At 68.0% G+C, this 18,548-nt stretch carries 17 protein-coding genes and 1 pseudogene; 7 read left to right on the plus strand and 11 right to left on the minus strand.

Features of this window, described 5'->3' with window-relative positions:
- Positions 1 to 207: 207 nt before the first annotated feature.
- Positions 208 to 1,617 carry an LLM class flavin-dependent oxidoreductase gene (locus tag HMPREF2886_RS08405; protein WP_033970768.1) on the plus strand — a complete coding sequence of 470 codons (1,410 nt, stop codon included), beginning with the start codon at positions 208 to 210 and terminating at the stop codon, positions 1,615 to 1,617.
- A gap of 59 nt (positions 1,618 to 1,676) precedes the next feature.
- Here HMPREF2886_RS08405 and HMPREF2886_RS08410 read toward each other — a convergent pair whose 3' ends face one another.
- From HMPREF2886_RS08410 to HMPREF2886_RS08430, 6 genes are all read right to left on the minus strand, one after another.
- Positions 1,677 to 2,912, minus strand: coding sequence for an SfnB family sulfur acquisition oxidoreductase (locus tag HMPREF2886_RS08410; RefSeq protein WP_070747121.1), 1,236 nt, complete (start codon positions 2,910 to 2,912; stop codon positions 1,677 to 1,679).
- A gap of 30 nt (positions 2,913 to 2,942) precedes the next feature.
- Positions 2,943 to 4,202, minus strand: coding sequence for an acyl-CoA dehydrogenase family protein (locus HMPREF2886_RS08415; RefSeq protein WP_003144055.1), 1,260 nt, complete (start codon positions 4,200 to 4,202; stop codon positions 2,943 to 2,945).
- A gap of 217 nt (positions 4,203 to 4,419) precedes the next feature.
- Positions 4,420 to 6,045: an NADP-dependent glyceraldehyde-3-phosphate dehydrogenase gene (locus tag HMPREF2886_RS08420; RefSeq protein WP_003117844.1), complete on the minus strand. Its 1,626-nt coding sequence runs from the start codon at positions 6,043 to 6,045 to the stop codon at positions 4,420 to 4,422.
- Positions 6,046 to 6,209: 164 nt separating this feature from the next.
- Positions 6,210 to 6,353 (minus strand): hypothetical protein, encoded by a 144-nt coding sequence (locus HMPREF2886_RS34580; RefSeq protein ID WP_153961164.1) that lies wholly within the window; start codon positions 6,351 to 6,353, stop codon positions 6,210 to 6,212.
- Positions 6,354 to 6,378: 25 nt separating this feature from the next.
- Positions 6,379 to 7,731, minus strand: coding sequence for a GntP family permease (locus HMPREF2886_RS08425; protein ID WP_003107128.1), 1,353 nt, complete (start codon positions 7,729 to 7,731; stop codon positions 6,379 to 6,381).
- 96 nt (positions 7,732 to 7,827) lie between these two features.
- Positions 7,828 to 8,349: a gluconokinase, GntK/IdnK-type gene (locus tag HMPREF2886_RS08430; protein WP_033970772.1), complete on the minus strand. Its 522-nt coding sequence runs from the start codon at positions 8,347 to 8,349 to the stop codon at positions 7,828 to 7,830.
- A 193-nt stretch (positions 8,350 to 8,542) separates the two neighbouring features.
- Here HMPREF2886_RS08430 and gntR point away from each other — a divergent pair, with 193 nt between their 5' ends.
- Positions 8,543 to 9,574 (plus strand): HTH-type transcriptional regulator GntR, encoded by a 1,032-nt coding sequence (gene gntR / locus HMPREF2886_RS08435; RefSeq protein ID WP_003111384.1) that lies wholly within the window; start codon positions 8,543 to 8,545, stop codon positions 9,572 to 9,574.
- 232 nt (positions 9,575 to 9,806) lie between these two features.
- On the opposite strand, the gene HMPREF2886_RS08440 is transcribed toward gntR, so the two are convergent.
- From HMPREF2886_RS08440 to HMPREF2886_RS08450, 3 genes are all read right to left on the minus strand, one after another.
- Complete coding sequence (locus tag HMPREF2886_RS08440) at positions 9,807 to 10,172, minus strand: cupin domain-containing protein (protein WP_003111385.1); 366 nt, start codon at positions 10,170 to 10,172, stop codon at positions 9,807 to 9,809.
- 32 nt (positions 10,173 to 10,204) lie between these two features.
- Positions 10,205 to 11,503, minus strand: coding sequence for an NAD(P)/FAD-dependent oxidoreductase (locus tag HMPREF2886_RS08445; protein ID WP_003089406.1), 1,299 nt, complete (start codon positions 11,501 to 11,503; stop codon positions 10,205 to 10,207).
- 103 nt (positions 11,504 to 11,606) lie between these two features.
- A complete protein-coding gene (locus tag HMPREF2886_RS08450; RefSeq protein ID WP_070747123.1) occupies positions 11,607 to 12,500 on the minus strand; it encodes a LysR family transcriptional regulator in 894 nt (297 codons plus the stop codon).
- A 117-nt stretch (positions 12,501 to 12,617) separates the two neighbouring features.
- Between HMPREF2886_RS08450 and HMPREF2886_RS08455 the strand changes: the two genes are divergently transcribed.
- The 3 genes from HMPREF2886_RS08455 to HMPREF2886_RS08465 all read left to right on the plus strand — a co-directional run bounded on the left by HMPREF2886_RS08455 (position 12,618) and on the right by HMPREF2886_RS08465 (position 15,849).
- Positions 12,618 to 13,793: a serine hydrolase domain-containing protein gene (locus tag HMPREF2886_RS08455; protein WP_070747125.1), complete on the plus strand. Its 1,176-nt coding sequence runs from the start codon at positions 12,618 to 12,620 to the stop codon at positions 13,791 to 13,793.
- On the plus strand, positions 13,793 to 15,046 hold the full coding sequence (locus HMPREF2886_RS08460) for an MFS transporter (protein WP_070747127.1): 1,254 nt from the start codon (positions 13,793 to 13,795) through the stop codon (positions 15,044 to 15,046). Before HMPREF2886_RS08455 ends, HMPREF2886_RS08460 begins: the two co-directional genes overlap by 1 nt.
- Positions 15,047 to 15,345: 299 nt before the next feature.
- Positions 15,346 to 15,849, plus strand: a complete 504-nt coding sequence (locus tag HMPREF2886_RS08465) for a hypothetical protein (protein ID WP_070747129.1) — start codon at positions 15,346 to 15,348, stop codon at positions 15,847 to 15,849.
- Between the two features lie 74 nt (positions 15,850 to 15,923).
- Here the strand turns inward: HMPREF2886_RS08465 and HMPREF2886_RS08470 are convergent, their stop codons facing one another.
- Positions 15,924 to 16,505, minus strand: coding sequence for a helix-turn-helix domain-containing protein (locus HMPREF2886_RS08470; protein WP_003122724.1), 582 nt, complete (start codon positions 16,503 to 16,505; stop codon positions 15,924 to 15,926).
- A gap of 54 nt (positions 16,506 to 16,559) precedes the next feature.
- Positions 16,560 to 16,718, minus strand: coding sequence for a hypothetical protein (locus HMPREF2886_RS08475; protein WP_033978349.1), 159 nt, complete (start codon positions 16,716 to 16,718; stop codon positions 16,560 to 16,562).
- Positions 16,719 to 17,007: 289 nt separating this feature from the next.
- Between HMPREF2886_RS08475 and HMPREF2886_RS08480 the strand changes: the two genes are divergently transcribed.
- Positions 17,008 to 17,895 carry a TauD/TfdA dioxygenase family protein gene (locus tag HMPREF2886_RS08480; RefSeq protein WP_003144063.1) on the plus strand — a complete coding sequence of 296 codons (888 nt, stop codon included), beginning with the start codon at positions 17,008 to 17,010 and terminating at the stop codon, positions 17,893 to 17,895.
- 40 nt (positions 17,896 to 17,935) lie between these two features.
- Positions 17,936 to 18,548, plus strand: a pseudogene (locus tag HMPREF2886_RS08485) (ABC transporter substrate-binding protein); the annotation flags it as partial.

Genomic DNA, 18,548 nt, shown 5'->3' on the forward strand with positions numbered 1-18,548 from the left:
GCGGATAGCGCCGGGGCGCTATTCGCCCTACGGGATTCGGGGCTCGGGTGGGGCGGGCGGATGTGTTGATCCACCGACACTTGCCCAGCAGTTGCGCCCGCCCAGCGACAGGGACTTGTCGCCCAGGCCTTGCCCGGCGCGGCCCGGCTGCCCGGCACGGGCTGTGCACGGGGTGCCGGATGCACAGGCAAGCCAAGGAGTCCCCCCATGCCGCGCGAAATCCGTCTCAACGCCTTCGAAATGAACTGTGTCGGCCACCAGTCGCCCGGCCTCTGGGCGCATCCGCGCGACCGCTCCTCGCAGTACAAGGACCTGGAGTACTGGACCGACCTGGCGCGGTTGCTCGAACGCGGCCGTTTCGACGGACTGTTCATCGCCGACGTGCTGGGCATCTACGATGTGCTCGACGGCAATGGCGACGCGGCGATCCGCCAGGCCGCCCAGGTACCGGTGAACGACCCGCTGGCGCTGATCACGCCGATGGCCGCGGTGACTCGCCACCTGGGCTTCGGCCTGACCGCCTCGCTGTCCTTCGAGCATCCCTATCCCTTCGCCCGCCGACTCTCGACCCTGGATCACCTGACCAAGGGCCGGGTCGGCTGGAACGTAGTGACCTCCTACCTGGAAAGCGGCGCGCGCAACCTCGGCCAGCAGGCCCAGCTCGACCACGACCGCCGCTACGACTATGCCGACGAATACCTACAGGTGCTCTACAAGCTCTTCGAAGGCAGTTGGGAGGACGGCGCGGTGCTCCGCGACCGTCGCCGAAGGATCTTCAGCGACCCGGGCAAGATTCACGAGATCCGTCATGTCGGCGAGCACTTCCAGGTACCCGGCATCCATCTCTGCGAACCGTCGCCGCAGCGCACGCCGGTGCTCTACCAGGCCGGCGCGTCGAGTCGCGGCAAGCGCTTCGCCGCCGAGCACGCCGAGTGCGTGTTCGTCGCCGCGCCATCGAAGACCGTGCTCAAGCAGGCGGTCGCCGACATCCGCCAGCGCGTCGCCGAGGCCGGCCGCGATCCGCGCAAGGTACTGGTGTTCAACCTGCAGACGGTGGTGCTCGGCGAAACCGACGCCAAGGCCAGGGCCAAGTTCGACGAATACCGCGCCTTCGTCAGCTACGAAGGCGCCCTGGCGCTGATCTCCGGCTGGACCGGGATCGACTTCGGCCAGTATCGGCCGGACCAGGTGCTGCGGCATATCCATACCAATGCGATCCAATCGGCGGTGGAAGCGTTTTCCAGCGCCGATCCGAAGCGCACCTGGACGGTCCGCGAGCTGGCCGACTGGGTCGGTATCGGCGGCTTCGGCCCGCTGTTCGTCGGCAGCCCGGCGACCGTCGCCGACCTGTTGCAGGAGTGGGTGGAGGACACCGACGTGGATGGCTTCAACCTGGCCTATGCGCTGGCCCACGAAACCTTCAGCGACGTGGTCGAATTGCTGGTGCCGGAGTTGCAGAAGCGCGGGGTGTACAAGACCGAATATGCGCCGGGGACCCTGCGCGAGAAGTTGTTCGGCGACGGCCCGCGGCTGCCGGATTCCCATCCGGGGGCCGGCTATCGCGACCTGCGGGCGCTCTGGGAGAAGGAGGCCGGGCGCAACGCGCTGCCGGCCTGACCTGGGCGGACGGCGGATGACGCCGGTGGCGCTATCCGCCCCAGGGCCCGGGACGGCTCCTAGAGCCAGGCGTGCTGCGGTGGCTTCACCCCATTCAACTGGTAGTTGCCGATGGCATGGTATTTCCAGCGCACCGGGTCATGCAGGGTGTGGGTGCGGGCGTTGCGCCAGTGGCGGTCGAGATTGAGTTCCTCCAGGGTCGAGCGCGTGCCGGCCAGTTCGAACAGCCGGTTGGCGGCGAGCAGGGCGGCTTCGGTGGTGAGCACCTTGGCCTCGGCCACGGCGATCGAGGCGGCGGCCACGCTATCCTCGTCGGGGGCGGCGAGCGCCGCTTCGATGGCGTCGGCCGCCAGGTCGAGCACGGCTTCCGCGGCGCGCACGCGGATGCGCAGCTCGCCGACCTGCTGGATGGTGTAGGGGTCTTCCCAGGCATGCTGCTGGTTGGCGTCTATCCATGGCCGCGCGTGGCGGCGCACCTGCTGCACGGTCTCGGCGAGGATGCCACGGGCGATGCCGGCATCGATGGCGGCCTGGATGAACTGCGATACGGCGCCGGCGGCGGTGGGGCGGTCGAAGGCGCGGTGCACCGGGATGACGTGCTCGGCCGGCACCCGCACGTTGTCCAGGATGACGGTGCCGCTGGCGGTGGTGCGCTGGCCGAAGCCGGACCAGTCGTCGATCACCGTCAGCCCCGGCGCGTCGCGCGGGATGAACGCCAGGTGCGCGCGCTGCTCGGCGTCGAGGCCGACGGCCGGTACCCAGTGGGCGAGCAGTGCGCCGCTCGAATAGAACTTGCGGCCGTCGATGCGGAACCCGTCGCCATCCGCCAGCACTCGTGTCTGGAATTCGGCGACGGTACGGCTGTGGCGTTCGGAGAAGGCGTTGCCGAAGCGCACGCCGTCTAGCACCAGGCCGTAGAAGAAGCGTTTCTGCTCCTCGCTGCCGTCCAGGCGCAAATGCTCGAGCACCGCCAGGTGGTTCTGCGGCAACTGCGCCAGGGACGGGTCTACCGCGGCGATGGTCTTCAGCACTTCGGCCAGGGTCCGGTAGCCGACCTCGGCGCCGCCGTAGGCGCGCGGTACGCTGATGCCCCACAGGCCGCTCTGCGAGAAGGCTTCCAGTTCGGCCACCGGCAGCCGGCGCTGGCGGTCGCGCAGCGAGGCTTCCTCGGCGAACAGCCCGGCCAGTTCGCGGGCGACGCGGATCGCCTCGGCGTCGTCGGCGATGCGCCGGGCCGGGGTCTGCGGCAGCGGTTGCCGATAGGGATCGGCGGCGTTCTTTTCCAGTGCGCTCATGGCAACTCCTTGCGATGGGATGGGCGAGGCTCAGCGGGAGGCCGTGGCCGGACCGCTGCCGATCTGCCAGACGTAGGGCGGCTCGCTGCCGTTGATCTCCCAGTCGCCGACGATCCGTTGCTTGTAGATCAGGGGGTTGTGCGAGGCGGCGGTGCGCGCATTGCGCCAGTGGCGGTCGAGCTGCTTGCCGCGGCCGACGGCGGAAGCGCCGCTGGCGTCGAACAGCTCGCTGGTGGCCTGCAACACCAGTTCGGCGACGATCGCCTGGGCCTTGGCCGATTCGATCTCGGCGGCGACATTGGCCTCCTTCTCCGCCTGCGGGTCGCCTACGAAGCGCGCCAGGTAGGCGCGCTGGGCCGCTTCGGCGGCGCGCAGGGTGGCCGCCTCGGCGGCGTAGACGCGCGCGGCGATGCGCCCGACCACCTGCTGCACCTGGGGATCCTGGCTGACACGCGGGGCATTGCCATGGCTGTAGATGCGGGTCCGCCCGCGCACCTCGGCGGCGACGTCGCGCAAGGCGGCGCGGCCGGTACCGGCCAGTACCGCGAGCAGGACCAACTGGTAGAACGCGGTCTGGTACTTGAAGCGGCTGGCGAAGTCGATGAGGTTCTCTTCCTCCACCTCGGCGTCCTCGAACAGCGACGTGCCGCTGCCGGTGGTGCGCTGGCCGAAGCCGTCCCAGTCGTCGCTCTGGCGCACGCCGGGCTGGTCGGTGCGGATCGCCGCGATCACATCGGCGCCGGTGTCGTCGCGCTGGGCATACAGATCGATCCAGTCGGAGAAGAGGCTGCCGGTGCTGTAGTACTTGCTGCCGTTCACCACCCAGCGACCGTCGTCCTTGCGCGAAACGCGGGTGAGCACTTCGCCCAGCCGTACCGAACCGACCTCGGTCCAGGCGCAGCCGACCAGGTCGCCCTCGACGAAGCGCCGCAGCCAACGGTCGCGGCCAGGGCCGGGCTCGGCATTGAGACGGTCCTCGACGAAGGCGAAGTGGCCGCGCAGGGCCTGGGTGATGTTGGAGTCGGCCTCGGCCAGTTCGATCAGCAACTGAACCAACTGCGGCAGCGAGGCGCCGGCGCCGCCGTGCTCGCGCGGCACGCGCACGGCGCCGAAGCCGGCCTGCTTGAGCCAGGCGATCGCCTCGTGGGGCAGTTCGCGTTGCCGTTCGCGCTCGACGGCGCCTTCGGCGATGCGCGCGAAGATCGGTCGGAAACGCTGGGCGAGCAGTTCGTAGTCGGCACCTTCGGAGAGACTGGCGGCGGTGGCTTCGGGATGGACGCGGGCGTTCATGCGGACTCCTGGTAGGCAGCGGGGCCGTCCGGTCGACGGCTACCCTGGAGTCCGGGCCGTTGCACAGCCTGTGCCGACCCGCGCAGGCCAATGGTTGCGCGGGTTCGCGCGAGCAGGAGGTGTTGCCGGGGCGGCAGCCTGTTGCGCGGCTGCTGCCTGGCGGACAGTGGGGGAGGTGGCGGCAGGTCCCTCTCCCGGCGGGAGAGGGACAGGCGCTTCAGAAGATGTAGTCGGTGGTGAGGAAGTTCGACGCGCGGTTGCGGATGATCTCGCTGACCAGGGTCTTGTTCGCCTCGGTGTCGCGGGTCGCCACCAGGGTGCGGATGGAGAACACCCGCAGCGCGTCATGGACCGACAGGGTGCCTTCCGCCGAATTCTTCCGGCCGTTGAACGGGTAGCTGTCCGGGCCGCGCTGGCACTGGGCGTTGACGTTGATCCTGCCGACCTGGTTGGCGAAGGCGTCGACCAGCCGGCCGATCTGCGCCGGGTCGTTGCCGAACAGGCTCAACTGCTGGCCGTAGTCGGAGCGCAGGACGTAGTCGATCACCTCGTCCAGCTCGCGATAGGGCACCACCGGCACCAGCGGACCGAACTGCTCCTCGTGGTAGAGGCGCATGTCCGGGCTCACCGGACTCAGCAGAGCGGGGTAGAAGAAACTTTGCCGATGCTCGCCGCCGCCCGCATTGACCACTCGTGCGCCCTTGGCCAGGGCGTCGTTCAGCAGGCCTTCGAGATAGTCGACCTTGCCCGGCTCCGGCAGCGGCGTCAGCGCCACTCCCGGTTCCCACGGCATGCCCGGCTTGAGGCTGGCCAGGCGCGCGCTGAACTTGTCGAGGAACGGTCGCAGCACGCTTTCGTGGACGAACAGGATTTTCAGCGCGGTGCAGCGCTGGCCGTTGAAGGACAGCGCGCCGGTGACCGCCTCGTTCACCGCGTTGTCCAGGTCGACCTGCGGCAGGACGATACCCGGGTTCTTCGCGTCCAGGCCGAGGGCGGCGCGCAGGCGGTGCGGGCGGGGGTGCAGCTTCTTCAGGTCGCTGGCGCCGGAATGGGTGCCGATGAAGGCGAACACGTCGACCTTGCCGCTGGCCATCAGCGCCGACACGGTTTCCCGGCCGCGCCCGTAGATGACGTTGATCACTCCTGGCGGGAAGCTGTCGCGGAAGGCTTCCAGCAACGGGCGGATCAGCAGCACGCCGAACTTGGCCGGCTTGAACACCACCGTATTGCCCATGATCAGCGCCGGGATCAGGGTGGTGAAGGTTTCGTTCAGCGGGTAGTTGTATGGCCCCATGCACAGCGCCACGCCCAGCGGCACCCGGCGGATCTGGCCGAGGGTGCCCTGTTCCAGTTCGAAACGGCTGGAGCGGCGGTCGAGTTCCTTCAGCGCTTCGATGGTATCGACGATGTAGTCGCAGGTGCGGTCGAACTCTTTCTCGGAGTCCTTGAGGTTCTTGCCGATTTCCCACATCAGCAGCTTGACCACCGCCTCGCGTTGCTCGCGCATCCGCGCCAGGAAGCGTTCGACGTGCTGGATGCGCTCGGCCACCCGCAGGTTCGGCCACAGGCCCTGGCCGTGGTCGTAGGCCCGCACCGCGGCGTCGAGGGCGGCGAGCGCGGCGTCGGCGTCGAGCAGCGGGGTGCTGCCGAGGATCACCTGGCGCTCGCCGTCGGCCTCGGCGAGGAATACCGGGCTGCGTACCGGCGCCAGCGGGCCGTCCCAATGTCGCAGTTGGCCGTCGACCAGGTAGTCGCGCTGCTCGATGGGGGCGTCGGGGCGGTACTGCTCGGGAATGGCGTCGAGGCTGGGAAACAGCGAATCGAGGTGGAGCGGGGCGGTCATGGCGGGTCCTCGAATGACGTGGATGAAAGGCGTGGGACTGTTGTAGCGCGGTCCGGGGTGAAGGTAAATCGTTTCAGCAGGAAAACCGTCGTGCCCTTGCCGGAAGTCAGCCTTTGCTCCCGCTTCGTGGGGAAGCGGGAGCAAAGGCATGGCGCCGGCTGGCTTCAGGCGTCGCCGGTAGGCTCTTCGCGGGGCTGCGCCGGCGGCGGCTCAAGCAGTTCCTGCTGCTCGGCATAGCGCTGGCGGATATCGAAGTCGCGCGGCCAGCGCGAGGCTTCGTGGTTGGGGCATTGCATCGGTTCGGTCATGGCTGAACTCCGGTCCGGCTGGTGCTCAGAGCACCAGCGACAGCAACAGGATGAAGACCAGGCCGACCACGGAGAGGATGGTTTCCATCGCGGTCCAGGTCTTGAAGGTCTCGCTGACGCTCATGTTGAAGTACTGCTTGACCAGCCAGAACCCGGCGTCGTTGACATGGGAGAGGATCAGCGAACCAGCGCCGGTGGCGAGCACCAGCAATTCGCGGTTGACGCCGGGAATCAGGTCGATCACCGGCACCACGATGCCGGCCCCGGTGATGGTGGCGACGGTGGCCGAGCCGGTGGCGATGCGGATCACCGCGGCTACCAGCCAGGCCAGCAGGATCGGCGAGATCTGCGCGTTCACCGCGAGATGGCCGATGACGTCGCCGACCCCGCTGGCCACCAGCATCTGCTTGAAGCCGCCACCGGCGCCGATGATCATCACGATGGCGGCGGTCGGTGCCAGGCTCTGGTCGAGCAGCCTGAGGATCTTCTTCGAGTCGAAGCCACGGGCGTAGCCGAAGGTATAGAGCGCCACCAGCAGGGCCAGGAGCAGGGCACTGATCGGATGGCCGATCATGTCCATCCAGGCGCGGAATGCGTGGCCATCGGGGAAGGCGACGTCGGCGAAGGTCTTCAGCAGCATCAGGAACACCGGCAGCAGCACGGTCGCCAGGGTCACGCCGAAACTGGGCAGGTCCTGGGTCTCGGGCTCGTGGGCGATCTGCTCGACCAGTTCCGCCGATGGTGTGCCGGGTATGTAGCGCGAGACCAGCGCGCCGAACAGCGGGCCGGCGATGGCGGCGGTGGGCAGGGCGACGATCAGGCCGTAGAGGATGGTCTTGCCGATATCGGCGCCGAACACGCCGATCGCCAGCAGCGGGCCGGGATGCGGTGGCACCAGACCGTGCACCGCGGAAAGGCCGGCGAGCAACGGGATGCCGATCTTGATCAGGGACACGCCGCTGCGCCGGGCGACGATGAACACCAGCGGGATCAGCAGGATGAAGCCGATCTCGAAGAACAGCGGAATGCCCACGAGGAACGCGGCGAGCATCATCGACCAGTGCACCCGCTCCTTGCCGAAGGCGCGGATCAGGGTGCGGGCGATCTGGTCGGCGCCGCCGGAATCGGCCATCAGCTTGCCGAGCATGGTGCCCAGGGCGAGGATCACGCCGACGAAGCCGAGCACGCCGCCGAAGCCGTCCTGGAAGGATTTGACGATCTTCTCCACCGGCATCCCCGAGGTCAGGCCGAGGAAGCCGGCGGCGATGATCAGGGCGATGAAGGGATGCACCTTGAAGCGGGTGATCAGCACGATCAGGCCGATGATGGTCACCAGGGCGTCGAGGAGCAGGTAGGCATCGTGTGACATGCCGAACATGGAGGGCTCTCCTTTTGTCGTTGTTCTACCGGAGTTGCTGTTTCATTGAAGCGCTTTTTCGGGGTAGCGCTATCTTTGTCGGACAAACGAAAGGCTTCAGGCGGCGGCGTGCTCCAGCCACCAGGCGTGGGCGGCCTGCGCCAGGCAGTCCACCGGCAGGGTGGCGTCCAGGCGCAGGGTCAGGGGTTCGTCGAGCGGTGGCTCGAGGGCGGCGAACTGGCTGTCGATCAGGGTTGCCGGCATGAAGTGGCCGGGGCGTTGGGCGACGCGCTCGGCGGCGACCGCCGGGGTCAGTTCCAGGTAGACGATGCCGAGGCCGGGTACCGCGCGGCGCAACCGGTCGCGGTAGGCGCGCTTGAGGGCGGAGCAGGTCAGTACCGGCAGCTTGCCGGCGGCCACCGCCTGGCGCAGCTGCTCGGCGAGGGTGTCCAGCCAGCCGGCGCGGTCGTCGTCGGTGAGGGGGATGCCGGCGCTCATCTTGCGGATGTTGGCGGCGGGATGGAAGCTGTCGCCTTCGATGCCGTGGGCGCCGCTGCGCTGGCAGAGGGCCTGGCTGACGCTGGACTTGCCGCAACCGGCGACGCCCATGATGACCAGGGCTTGGAGGGGTGGATGCATGGAACACCTCAAGCGTGAGACAGCGCTGTCTTTGCGACCTGGAAAAATCGCGCGAGCCTGGCTCCGCCTTCTTGTCGTTGTGGTCTGTCGAATCCCGCGCGGGCAGTGGCGGACAGGCCGCCTCAGGCGATTGCCCAGGTCGCGAGACAGCGCTACCTTAGTGCCTGGAATTTTGTTTGGCAAGCAGGCCACGATGAGCATCACCAAGAACGACAAGAACACGCGAACCACCGGACGTCCCACCCTCAACGAAGTCGCGCGCCGCGCCGGGGTCAGCCCGATCACCGCGTCGCGCGCGTTGCGCGGCGTCGCCAGCGTCGCCGAAGAACTGGCGCAGAAGGTCCGCGACGCCGCTCGCGAACTCGGCTACGTGGCCAACCCCGCGGCGCGCGCGCTGGCCTCGGCGCAAAGCCACAGCGTGGCGGTGCTGGTGCCGTCGCTGGCCAACCTGCTGTTCATCGAGACCCTCGAGGCGATCCACGCGGTACTGCGGCCGCAGGGCCTGGAAGTGCTGATCGGCAACTTCCACTACTCGCGCAACGAGGAAGAGGACCTGATCCGCAACTACCTGGCCTACCAGCCGCGCGGCCTGCTGCTGACCGGTTTCGAGCGCACCGAGAGCGCCCGGCGGATGATCGAGGCCAGCGGCATTCCCTGCGTGTACATGATGGACCTGGACTCCGGCGCCGGGCTCAATTGCGTCGGCTTCTCCCAGTTGCGCGCCGGCGAGGCCGCCGCCGAGCACCTGCTGGCACGCGGCCGCAGGCGCCTGGCCTACATCGGCGCCCAGCTCGACCAGCGCACCCTGCTGCGTGGCGAGGGGTTCCGTCGCGCCTTGCAAAAGGCCGGCTGCTACGACCCGGGGCTGGAAATCCTTACGCCGCGGCCGTCCTCGGTGGCCCTTGGCGGCGAGCTTTTCGTGCAGTTGCTGGCCAGCCAGCCGCAGGTCGACGGGGTATTCTTCTGCAACGACGACCTGGCCCAGGGCGCGCTGTTGGAGGCCCTGCGCCGTGGGGTCAAGGTGCCGGAGCAGATCGCCGTGCTCGGTTTCAACGACCTGCCGGGTTCGGACTGCACGGTCCCGCGCCTGAGTAGCATCCGCACCCCGCGCGAAGCCATCGGCCGGCGCGCGGCGGAGCAGTTGCTGGCACTGATCGCCGGCAAGGAGGTGCGCGATAGCGCGCTGGACATGGGGTTCGAGCTGATGGCGCGGGAGAGCACCTGAGCCCGCGGCCCGACGGTGCGGCCGTTCAGGGACGTGTCGAGGGCTGGGTTGCGCCTCCGGGCGGAACGGCTCGCCGGGTAGGGCGGATAGCGCCGCAGGCGCTATCCGCCGTTACTCCGAGGCTCCACGGCGGATAACCGCGAGCGGTTATTCGCCCTACGGGGACATGTCGAAGGCTGGGTAGCGTCGCAGGCGCACGCCTTGCGTAAGGGCTCGCCGTCTCTTCGGTGTCTCAAGCCACCGCGTAGTAGTGCTTGACGAAGCCGCCGTCGGCAACCTCCCAGAGCACTGGGGTGCCCTTGCTGACGAACCAACTGTCGCCGGCCTTGTAGAGCGTGCTCTGGCCGGTGGACTCGTCGGTGAGGCGGACCTCGCCGCTGACCACCGTGGCCTGTTCGCTGAACGGATAGGTCATGCGGAACTTGCCGGCGGTGGTGCCGAAGTAGGCGGCGCTGACCGGGTCGGTGGGGGCTCCGGCGGTCATCTTGCCGAAGGCTTTCACCTCGCCTTCGAGGATCTCCGAGCCGAGGTCGGCGACGCTGCCCCAGGCGTCCAGTTCATCGAGGGTGATGCCGTGGCGGATGGCGGTAATGGCCATGGGAATGCTCCTTGTAGAGTGATCGGTAGGTTTCAGCGCCGGCCGTTCCAGTAGCCGGAGAGCTGGTGCCAGGTCTTGCCCGCGCTGAGCAGCAGCGGGCGGAAGTGGTCCTTGCCGTGGATCGGGATGCGGCGCACCGAGCTGAGCAGGTCGTAGCGCGCCGAGCCTTCGCTCATGCCTTCGGCGAGGACCTTGCAGACGATGTGGCTGGGGGTCACGCCGAACCCGGAATAACCCTGGACGAAGAACGCGTTGGGCCGCCCCGAGAGGCTGCCGATCTGCGGGAACAGGTTGGCGCTGCAAGCCATCGGCCCACCCCAGGCGAGGTCGATGCGGACGTGCTCCAGGTAGGGAAAGATCTTCAGCATCAGCTTGCGGTTCCAGGCCTTGAGGTCGCCGGGGATGCGTTCGACGAAGGGCGTGGCGGCGCCGAACAGCAGACGGTTCTCGTTGGTCACCCGGTAGTAGTCGATGACCGGGCGGATGTCGCTGTAGGCGCCGCGGATCGGGCTGATCCGCTGGATCAGTTCGTCCGGTAGCGGCTCGGTCATCATCTGGAACGCGTAGGTATTGATGGTGGTGCGGTGCAGCTCGGGTTCGAGCCGGTTGAGGAAGCTGTCACAGGCCCAGAGCAGCTTGTTCGCGGTGACCGAGCCCTTGGCCGTGCGCACGCGGATGCGTTCGCCGTATTGCACCTCCAGCGCCGGGCTGTATTCGAATATCCGTGCGCCGAGGCCGGCCAGCGCCTTGGCTTCGCCGAGCAGCAGGTTGAGCGAGTGCACATGGCCGCCGCCCATGTGCAGCAGGGCGCTGCCGTAGGCGTCCGAACCGATGATCTGGCGCACCTCGGCACCGTGCAGGTAACGGATCTCATGGGGCGAGCCGAGCGACCGGAATTCCTTTTCCCAGGCCTGCAGGGTCTTCGCCTGGCGTGCGTTGAAGCCCATGTAGCCGTAGCCGTGGCAGAAGTCGGCGTCGATGGCGTACTTCTCGATGCGGCCCTTGATGATGTCGGCGCCGAGGTCGCTGATCTCGAAGATCGCCCGCAGGCCGTCCTCGCCGACATCCTTGCGGATCTTCTCCAGGTCATGGCCGATGCCGGCCATGATCTGCCCGCCGTTGCGCCCGGTGCCGCCGAAGCCGAGGTGGCGGGCCTCCAGCACGACGATGTCGGTGATGCCGTGCTCGGCCAGCTCCAGCGCGGTGTTGATGCCGGAGAAGCCGCCGCCGATCACCACCACGTCGGCGTCCAGGTCGGTTTCCAGGGAGGGGAAGGACAGTTCGTACTTCTTGGTCGCCGTGTAGTAGGTCGGCGTCTCGATGTTGATCATGGATGCGGCCTGGCAAGGGGTGGATGTACCTATTAGACGCTCCGTGGCCGCCGCGGTCTTGTTCCTGTCTGCCGCCGGCTTGACCGGCCCTGCCAGGCGCGCTTCAGCCCAGCATGGCGATCACCCGTGGCGCGACGAAGTCGATGAAGGCGCGCAGCTTGGGCGAGACCTGGCGGCCGGACGGCCAGAGCAGGAAGAACCGCGCGCGGCGCTCGCAGAAGGTGTCGAGGACGCTGATCAGGCGTCCTTCGCGCAGCGCCTCGCGGATCGAGAAGTCCGGCAGGCAGGCGATGCCCTGGTCGCGCAGGGCGAAGCAGACGCGGGTCTCGATGTTGTTGCAGACCATCGACACCGGGATCTGCGGCGGGGCTTCGCCGTCCGCGCGCCGCAGCGGCCATTCCTCGAGGCGGCCGGTATTGGGGAAGCGGTAGTGCAGGCAGGTGTGTCGCAGCAGGTCTTCCGGGCAGCGCGGCGTGCCGTGGCGGGCGAAGTAGGCCGGCGAGCCGACCAGCTTCAACTGGAACTCGCCCAGTTCGCGCATGGACAGCCGCGAATCCACCGGCTGGCCGGTGCGCAGGACCACGTCGAAGCCTTCGTCGACGACATCCACCACGCGATCGCTGAAGTCGAGGTCGAGCTCGATGTCCGGATAGGCCTGCATGAAATCGGCGAGCGTCGGCAGGACCAGCCCGCTGACCAGCGGCAGGCTGACCCGCAGGCGCCCGCGCGGGCTCTCGCGGCTTTGCGACAGCTCCAGCTCGGTGGCTTCGATCTCGGCCAGGATGCGCCGGCTGCGCTCGAGGAACAGGCTGCCTTCGGCGGTCAGGGTGATGCTGCGGGTGCTGCGGTGGAACAGGCGCACGCCGAGTTTCTCTTCCAGGCGGGCGACCCGCTTGCCCACCGCCGAGGCGCTGACGCCGAGGGTCCGGGCGGCGCCGACGATGCTGCGGGTCTCGGCGACGCGGACGAAGACGGTGAAACCGCTGAGGCTGTCCATGCAAGGCTCCGATTACGGACATGAAGGTCCGGATAGAACGGAACTCTATCCGTCTTTTTCCGCTTTTGCAGCGCTCTTAGCCTGTCCGCATCCTTCATCGTCCGCGGAGAGTCTCGCATGTCAGGTTTCGAACGAGGGCCAGGGCGCAGCCTGGCGGAACATGTCGATCAGGTGATCGAGGCGGCATTCACCGACCAGCGCCTGGTGGGGGCGGTGGTGCTGGTGGCACACCGGGGGCGGTGGCTCTATCGACGGGCTGCCGGCCTGGCCGACCGCGAAGCCGGCCGGATAATGGGCGAGGACAGCCTGTTCCGCCTGGCCTCGGTGAGCAAGCCGATCGTCAGCGTCGCCGCCCTGAGCCTGGTGGACGAGGGCCGGCTGGCCCTCGATGAGCCGATCGCCGACTGGCTGCCGGCGTTCCGTCCGCGCCTGGCCGACGGCCGCGAGGCGCGCATCACGCCGCGGCAGTTGCTGAGCCACAGCGCCGGCCTCGGCTATCGCTTCCTCGAAGCCGACGCAGACGGCCCCTATGCCCGCGCCGGGATTTCCGATGGCATGGACCTGCCGGGCTTCGACCTGGCCGAGAATCTCCGTCGCCTGGCCTCCGTGCCCTTGCTCTACGAGCCCGGCCGCGCGTGGGGCTATTCGCTGGCCACCGACGTGCTCGGCGCGCTGGTGGAGCGGGTCGACGGGCGGCCGCTGGCGGTAGCGCTGCGGCAGCGGGTCGGGATTCCGGCCGGCATGCGCGACAGCGGCTTCCTCTGCGCCGACGCGCAACGCCTGGCGGCGGTCTACGTCAGCGACCGACCATGCCCGCGGCGGATGGCCGAGCGGGAGACCGTGGCGCCGTTCGAGGACTGCGTCGGCATTCGCTTCGAGCCGCGTCGGGCCTTCGAGCCGTCTGCCTATGCGTCCGGCGGGGCGGGGATGATCGGCAGCGCCGGCGACGTGCTGCGCCTTTTGGAAATCCTTCGCCAGGGCGGCGCGCCGTTGCTGACGCCTGGCCTGGTGGAGGAGATGGGCCGCGACCAGGTACCCGGCTCGGAACTGCCGGCCAATCCCGGTTTCGGCTTCGGCCTGGGTTTCTCCGTGCTGCGCGACCCGGCTATCGCGCAATCGCCGGAGGCTCCCGGCACCTGGCGCTGGGGCGGCGCCTACGGGCATTCCTGGTTCGTCGACCGGACCCGCGAACTGTCGGTGGTGGCGCTCACCAACACCCTGTTCGAGGGCATGTCGGGACGCTTCGTCAACGACCTGCGCGACGCTGTCTACCGCTCCGCGGAGCTGCGCTGATGGGGCGCCGCGAAGTGTTTCCGGAGAGCGCCGGGGCCGTTGCGTCGGCCGTGGCGCCGCGGCTGCCGCTGAGTGCGCTGCTGGCGATGGCGATGTCCGGCTTCGTCGCCATTCTCAGCGAAACCCTGCCGGCCGGCCTGCTGCCGCAAATAGGCGCGGGGCTGGCGGTCAGCGAGGCGCTGGCCGGGCAACTGGTCAGCGTCTACGCCCTGGGTTCGCTACTGGCCGCGCTGCCGGCGGCGAGCCTGACCCAGGGCTGGCGGCGGCGCCGGGTACTGCTGCTGGCGCTGCTGATCTTCTTCGTTTGCAACAGCCTAACCGCCGTCTCCACGGATTACCGCCTGACCCTGCTGGCGCGCTTCGGCAGCGGCGTCGCCGCCGGCCTCGCCTGGGGCCTGCTGGCCGGCTACGCGCGGCGCCTGGTGCCGCCGGAGCAGCAGGGGCGGGCGCTGGCGGTGGCCATGCTCGGTGCGCCGCTGGCGCTGTCGCTCGGCGTTCCGCTGGGCACCTGGCTGGGTGGCCTGCTCGGCTGGCGCTGGGCCTTCGGCCTGTTGTCGCTGACCGCGCTGCTGCTGGTCGGCTGGGTGCTGCGCAGCGTGCCGGACTTCCCTGGCCAGCCGGCCGGGCGGCGCCTGCGCCTGCTCGGGGTGCTGCGCACGCCGGGCGTGCGTCCGGTATTGCTGGTGATCGTCGCCTGGGTGCTGGCCCACAACATCCTCTACACCTATATCGCACCGTTCCTCGCCAAGGTCGGCCTGGGCGCCTCGGTGGACCTGGCCCTGCTGGTATTCGGCAGCGCCGCGGTGGCGGGAATCTGGCTGGTCGGCGCGCTGGTCGACCGGCATTTGCGGCGGATGGTCCTGGCCAGCCTGGCGCTGTTCGCCGTAGCGGCGCTGGCGCTGTGCCTGGGCGCGCGCTGGAGCTGGCTGGCGTTCGCCGGCCTGGCCCTCTGGGGGCTGACGTTCGGTGGCGCGGCGACGCTGCTGCAAACCGCCTCGGCGGACGCCGCCGGGGAGGGTGCCGACCTGGCCCAGTCGATGATCGTGGTGGCCTGGAACCTGGCTATCGCCGGTGGCGGAGCGTTGGGCGGCATGGTGTTGCAGCGCTGGGGCAGCGAGATGCTGCCCTGGACGCTGCTACCGCTGATCGGCTTGGCCGCCGTGCTGGCCTGGGGCAATGCCGCGCACGCTTTCCGCGTCGGCCCGCGCGACTTCCGCAGGGCATCGTCCGAGCGCCGCAAAGCGGCGCAATAGGCGGGGCTGCGCCCGGCAAGGGAAAAAAGGCTGCGGGTCTTAGAACGTTTATTCACCTGGGTTATTTGGATAGGTCCGTTTCGAATATCCATCGCGTCGAAATAGCTGCCGCGACAATGCGTTCCTCCGCCATGCAGCGGAATCCGCTGTCATTGCGCCGAACATCTTCGCTGTCTCGCCGCTAGCCGCCATGCAGCGCCCGGCGTGGCTGTTGCACCGGCATCTTGCCGGTGCGTCGGCGCTGCCTAGAATCGGCCCCATTCGCACCTACCCCCGCTTCGCCTACAGGAGTTACCGCCATGATGAATGCCATGCAGATGCCGATGAACATGAATGCCGCCATGCCGATGATGCCCATGATGGGCATGCCGATGATGATGGCGACCATGCAGTGCGAAACCATGGACGACGGCATGCTGTGCAAGATGATGCCGGCGATGGGCATGGACCTGGGCCAGTTCCGCAACAGCGCCGAGATGATGGCGATGATGATGAACTGCGGCATGCCCATGATGATGCAGTGCGGCAACCTGGCGATGATGGGCATGTCCCAGGCCTGCATGGCGATGATGCCGACGATGGGCATGGGGATGGGCATGCCGACGATGGGCATGGCTCCGATGAAGTGCATGATGGAGTGCTCCATGCAGGGCGATGCCATGCACTGCAGGATGATGCCGATGCAGGGCATGGACATGGAGATGTTCAAGAACTGCTGCATGCTGATGGCGAAGATGATGGAGTGCGGCATGCCGATGATGATGAGTTGCAACGGCATGCCGATGATGTGCTGCACCTGCTGATCCGTCGCCGGATGGAAAGGCCCGCCCGGGATGACCGGGCGGGCCTTTCTTCGTCCATGGCAGCAAGGCCGGGGTCAGTCCAGGCGCTCCGGGTAGGTCATCACCAGGTACGCCAGCGCTTCGCTATCGGCGGGATTGCGGTAGCTGTGCGGCTGGTCGGCATAGAACAGGATCGAGTCGCCGGTGGCGAGCAGGAAGCGCTCTTCGTTGACCCGCACTTCCAGTACCCCCTGCGCCACCACCAGGTTCTCCTGGGTGCCGGGGGCGTGGGCTTCGGCGTCTTCCTGGCCGAGGCCGCGCAGGCGCAGTTCGTAGAACTCCACCTGGCGCGCCACATCGAAGGGGAACAGCGCGCGGCTGGTGAAGGCGCCGTCGGCGCTGACCAGGCGCTTGCTCTGTTGCGCCGGCAGCACGGCGACACCGGCGAAGGCGCGATCGTCGAGGAAGGCTGCCACCGACACCTTGAGACCCTGGGCGATCTTGCACAGCACCTTGATCGACGGCACGCTGCGCCCGGACTCGATCTGCGCCAGCATCGCCCGGCTGACACCGGAAATCCGCGCCAGGGCGTCCAGCGAGAGATTGCGCTTGCCGCGCAGGCGCAGCAGGTTGTGGGCGACGCGCTGGCCAATCAGATCATCGGGTTCGGTATGCACGCCGGCAGCCAGTTCCAGGTGGGCAACGCCATCGCTGACGGGCAGGTTCATCGATCAGGCCCGGCGACTGCGCTCGTCGTGCCTGGCTGGCGGTTGCGGCACGGCGTAGCCGGCCCGCCAGGCGTACACCGCCCACATCGTTTCGCCCAGGCGGCGTGCCTGGCGGCGCGAGCGGTAGCGGGCGAAATCGATGACATTGTCGGTGCGGTCCATGAGGCATTCCTCGGGCGGCGGGTTCGATGGCAGCCAGACTATCCCTTCACCGCTTAGAGCCATAAATACTAAGTTTTTATTTATTAATTCACTTTTGTTCTTTCAAGGGACGCCGAACCGTACGGAGCAGCATATTTATATTCTTTAAAGATATTTAAATTAATTTTCTTATTCCAATAAATTAAAGGCTCTCGCGTACCTGCCGACCAATCGGCGCGCCGCACCGAATCCATGCCGCCTTGCGCGGTATCTCGTGCCTGGCGTGTCCGGGCTAGCGTGGGAGTCAGCGATGTCCGTTTCCCTTCCGGCGCCAGCGCGCGCCGACGTTCCCTTGCAGATCCGTGCCCTCGATGCCGCGTTCGGCGCCGAGGTGCTCGGCCTCGACCTCGGGTTGCCCCTGGCCGCCGAGGACTTCCGCCGTATCCACCGGGCGCACCTGGACCACCATGTGCTGGTGTTCCGCGAGCAGCGCATCACCCCGGCGCAGCAGATCGCCTTCAGCCGGCGCTTCGGTGAGTTGCAGATCCATGTGCTGAAGCAGTTCCTGCTCCCAGGGCATCCGGAGATCCTCATCGTTTCCAACATCGTCGAGAACGGCCAGCCCGTCGGTCTCGGCGATGCCGGCAAGTTCTGGCACTCCGACCTTTCCTATAAGGAGCTGCCGAGCCTCGGCTCGATGCTGCATGCCCAGGAGCTGCCGGAGGAGGGCGGCGATACCCTGTTCGCCGACATGCACAAAGCCTGGGACAGCCTGCCGGAAGCCCTGCGCAAGGCCATCGAGGGACGCACGGCGGCGCATTCCTATACTGCCCGCTACAGCGAACCGCGCTTCGAGGGCAACTGGCGGCCGACCCTGAGCGCCGCCCAGCTCGCCGAGGTGCGCGAAGTGGTCCATCCGATCGTGCGCACCCACCCGGAAAGCGGGCGCAAGGCGCTGTTCGTCAGCGAAGGTTTCACCACCCGCATCGTCGGCCTGCCGGCCGACGAGAGCGCCCAACTGCTCGCCGAGCTGTATGCGCACAGCGTGCGCCCCGAGCACATCTACCGGCATCGCTGGCAGGCGCATGACCTGGTGTTCTGGGACAACCGCTCGCTGATCCATCTCGCCGGCGGTTGCCCGGCCCACCTGCGGCGCAAGCTCTACCGCACCACCATCCAGGGCGACGCGCCGTTCTGACGACGGCGCGCGCTTCCCCTTCTTCGCCAGGAGCGTTTCCATGAACCGCATTCCCCGTTTCACCCGCCTGGTCGCCGCGCTCGGCCTGGGCCTGAGCCTCGCCACCACGCTGCTGGCCAGCCGGCCGGCGCAGGCCGAGGGCGAGATCCGCATCGCCGAGCAGTTCGGCATCGTCTACCTGCTGCTCAACGTGGTCCGCGACCAGCGCCTGATCGAAAAGCACGGCCAGGCCGAGGGCCTGCAAATCAAGGTCGACTGGACCCAACTGTCCGGCGGCGCGGCGGTCAACGATGCGCTGCTGTCCGGGGCGATCGATATCGCCGGTGCCGGCGTCGGTCCGCTGCTGACCATCTGGGACCGTACCCGTGGGCGCCAGAACGTCAAGGCGGTGGCCTCGCTGGGCAACTTCCCCTACTACCTGCTGAGCAACGACCCGAGGGTCAGGAGCATCGCCGACTTCGGCGCCGGGGATCGCATCGCCGTACCGGCGGTGGGGGTTTCGGTGCAGTCGCGCTTCCTCCAGTACGCCGCGGCGAAGCAGTGGGGCGACAAGCAGTTCGACCGCCTCGACAAGTACACCGTGGCGCTGCCGCATCCGGACGCCACCGCCGCGCTGGTGGCCGGCGGCACCGAGCTGACCGGGCATTTCTCCA

This window comes from Pseudomonas sp. HMSC066A08 (assembly GCF_001813025.1).
Lineage (GTDB): Bacteria > Pseudomonadota > Gammaproteobacteria > Pseudomonadales > Pseudomonadaceae > Pseudomonas > Pseudomonas aeruginosa.

Excerpts from the sequence above, each read along its gene's own strand:
- HMPREF2886_RS08410 (WP_070747121.1), bottom strand. The coding sequence starts at position 2,912 with ATGAGCGCACTGGAAAAGAACGCCGCCGATCCCTATCGGCAACCGCTG.
- HMPREF2886_RS08415 (WP_003144055.1), bottom strand. The coding sequence starts at position 4,202 with ATGAACGCCCGCGTCCATCCCGAAGCCACCGCCGCCAGTCTCTCCGAA.
- gntR (WP_003111384.1), top strand. The coding sequence starts at position 8,543 with ATGAGCATCACCAAGAACGACAAGAACACGCGAACCACCGGACGTCCC.
- HMPREF2886_RS08450 (WP_070747123.1), bottom strand. The coding sequence starts at position 12,500 with ATGGACAGCCTCAGCGGTTTCACCGTCTTCGTCCGCGTCGCCGAGACC.
- HMPREF2886_RS08405 (WP_033970768.1), top strand. The coding sequence starts at position 208 with ATGCCGCGCGAAATCCGTCTCAACGCCTTCGAAATGAACTGTGTCGGC.
- HMPREF2886_RS08455 (WP_070747125.1), top strand. The coding sequence starts at position 12,618 with ATGTCAGGTTTCGAACGAGGGCCAGGGCGCAGCCTGGCGGAACATGTC.
- HMPREF2886_RS08420 (WP_003117844.1), bottom strand. The coding sequence starts at position 6,045 with ATGACCGCCCCGCTCCACCTCGATTCGCTGTTTCCCAGCCTCGACGCC.
- HMPREF2886_RS34580 (WP_153961164.1), bottom strand. The coding sequence starts at position 6,353 with ATGACCGAACCGATGCAATGCCCCAACCACGAAGCCTCGCGCTGGCCG.
- HMPREF2886_RS08475 (WP_033978349.1), bottom strand. The coding sequence starts at position 16,718 with ATGGACCGCACCGACAATGTCATCGATTTCGCCCGCTACCGCTCGCGC.
- HMPREF2886_RS08445 (WP_003089406.1), bottom strand. The coding sequence starts at position 11,503 with ATGATCAACATCGAGACGCCGACCTACTACACGGCGACCAAGAAGTAC.
- HMPREF2886_RS08465 (WP_070747129.1), top strand. The coding sequence starts at position 15,346 with ATGATGAATGCCATGCAGATGCCGATGAACATGAATGCCGCCATGCCG.
- HMPREF2886_RS08430 (WP_033970772.1), bottom strand. The coding sequence starts at position 8,349 with ATGCATCCACCCCTCCAAGCCCTGGTCATCATGGGCGTCGCCGGTTGC.
- HMPREF2886_RS08480 (WP_003144063.1), top strand. The coding sequence starts at position 17,008 with ATGTCCGTTTCCCTTCCGGCGCCAGCGCGCGCCGACGTTCCCTTGCAG.
- HMPREF2886_RS08460 (WP_070747127.1), top strand. The coding sequence starts at position 13,793 with ATGGGGCGCCGCGAAGTGTTTCCGGAGAGCGCCGGGGCCGTTGCGTCG.
- HMPREF2886_RS08440 (WP_003111385.1), bottom strand. The coding sequence starts at position 10,172 with ATGGCCATTACCGCCATCCGCCACGGCATCACCCTCGATGAACTGGAC.
- HMPREF2886_RS08425 (WP_003107128.1), bottom strand. The coding sequence starts at position 7,731 with ATGTTCGGCATGTCACACGATGCCTACCTGCTCCTCGACGCCCTGGTG.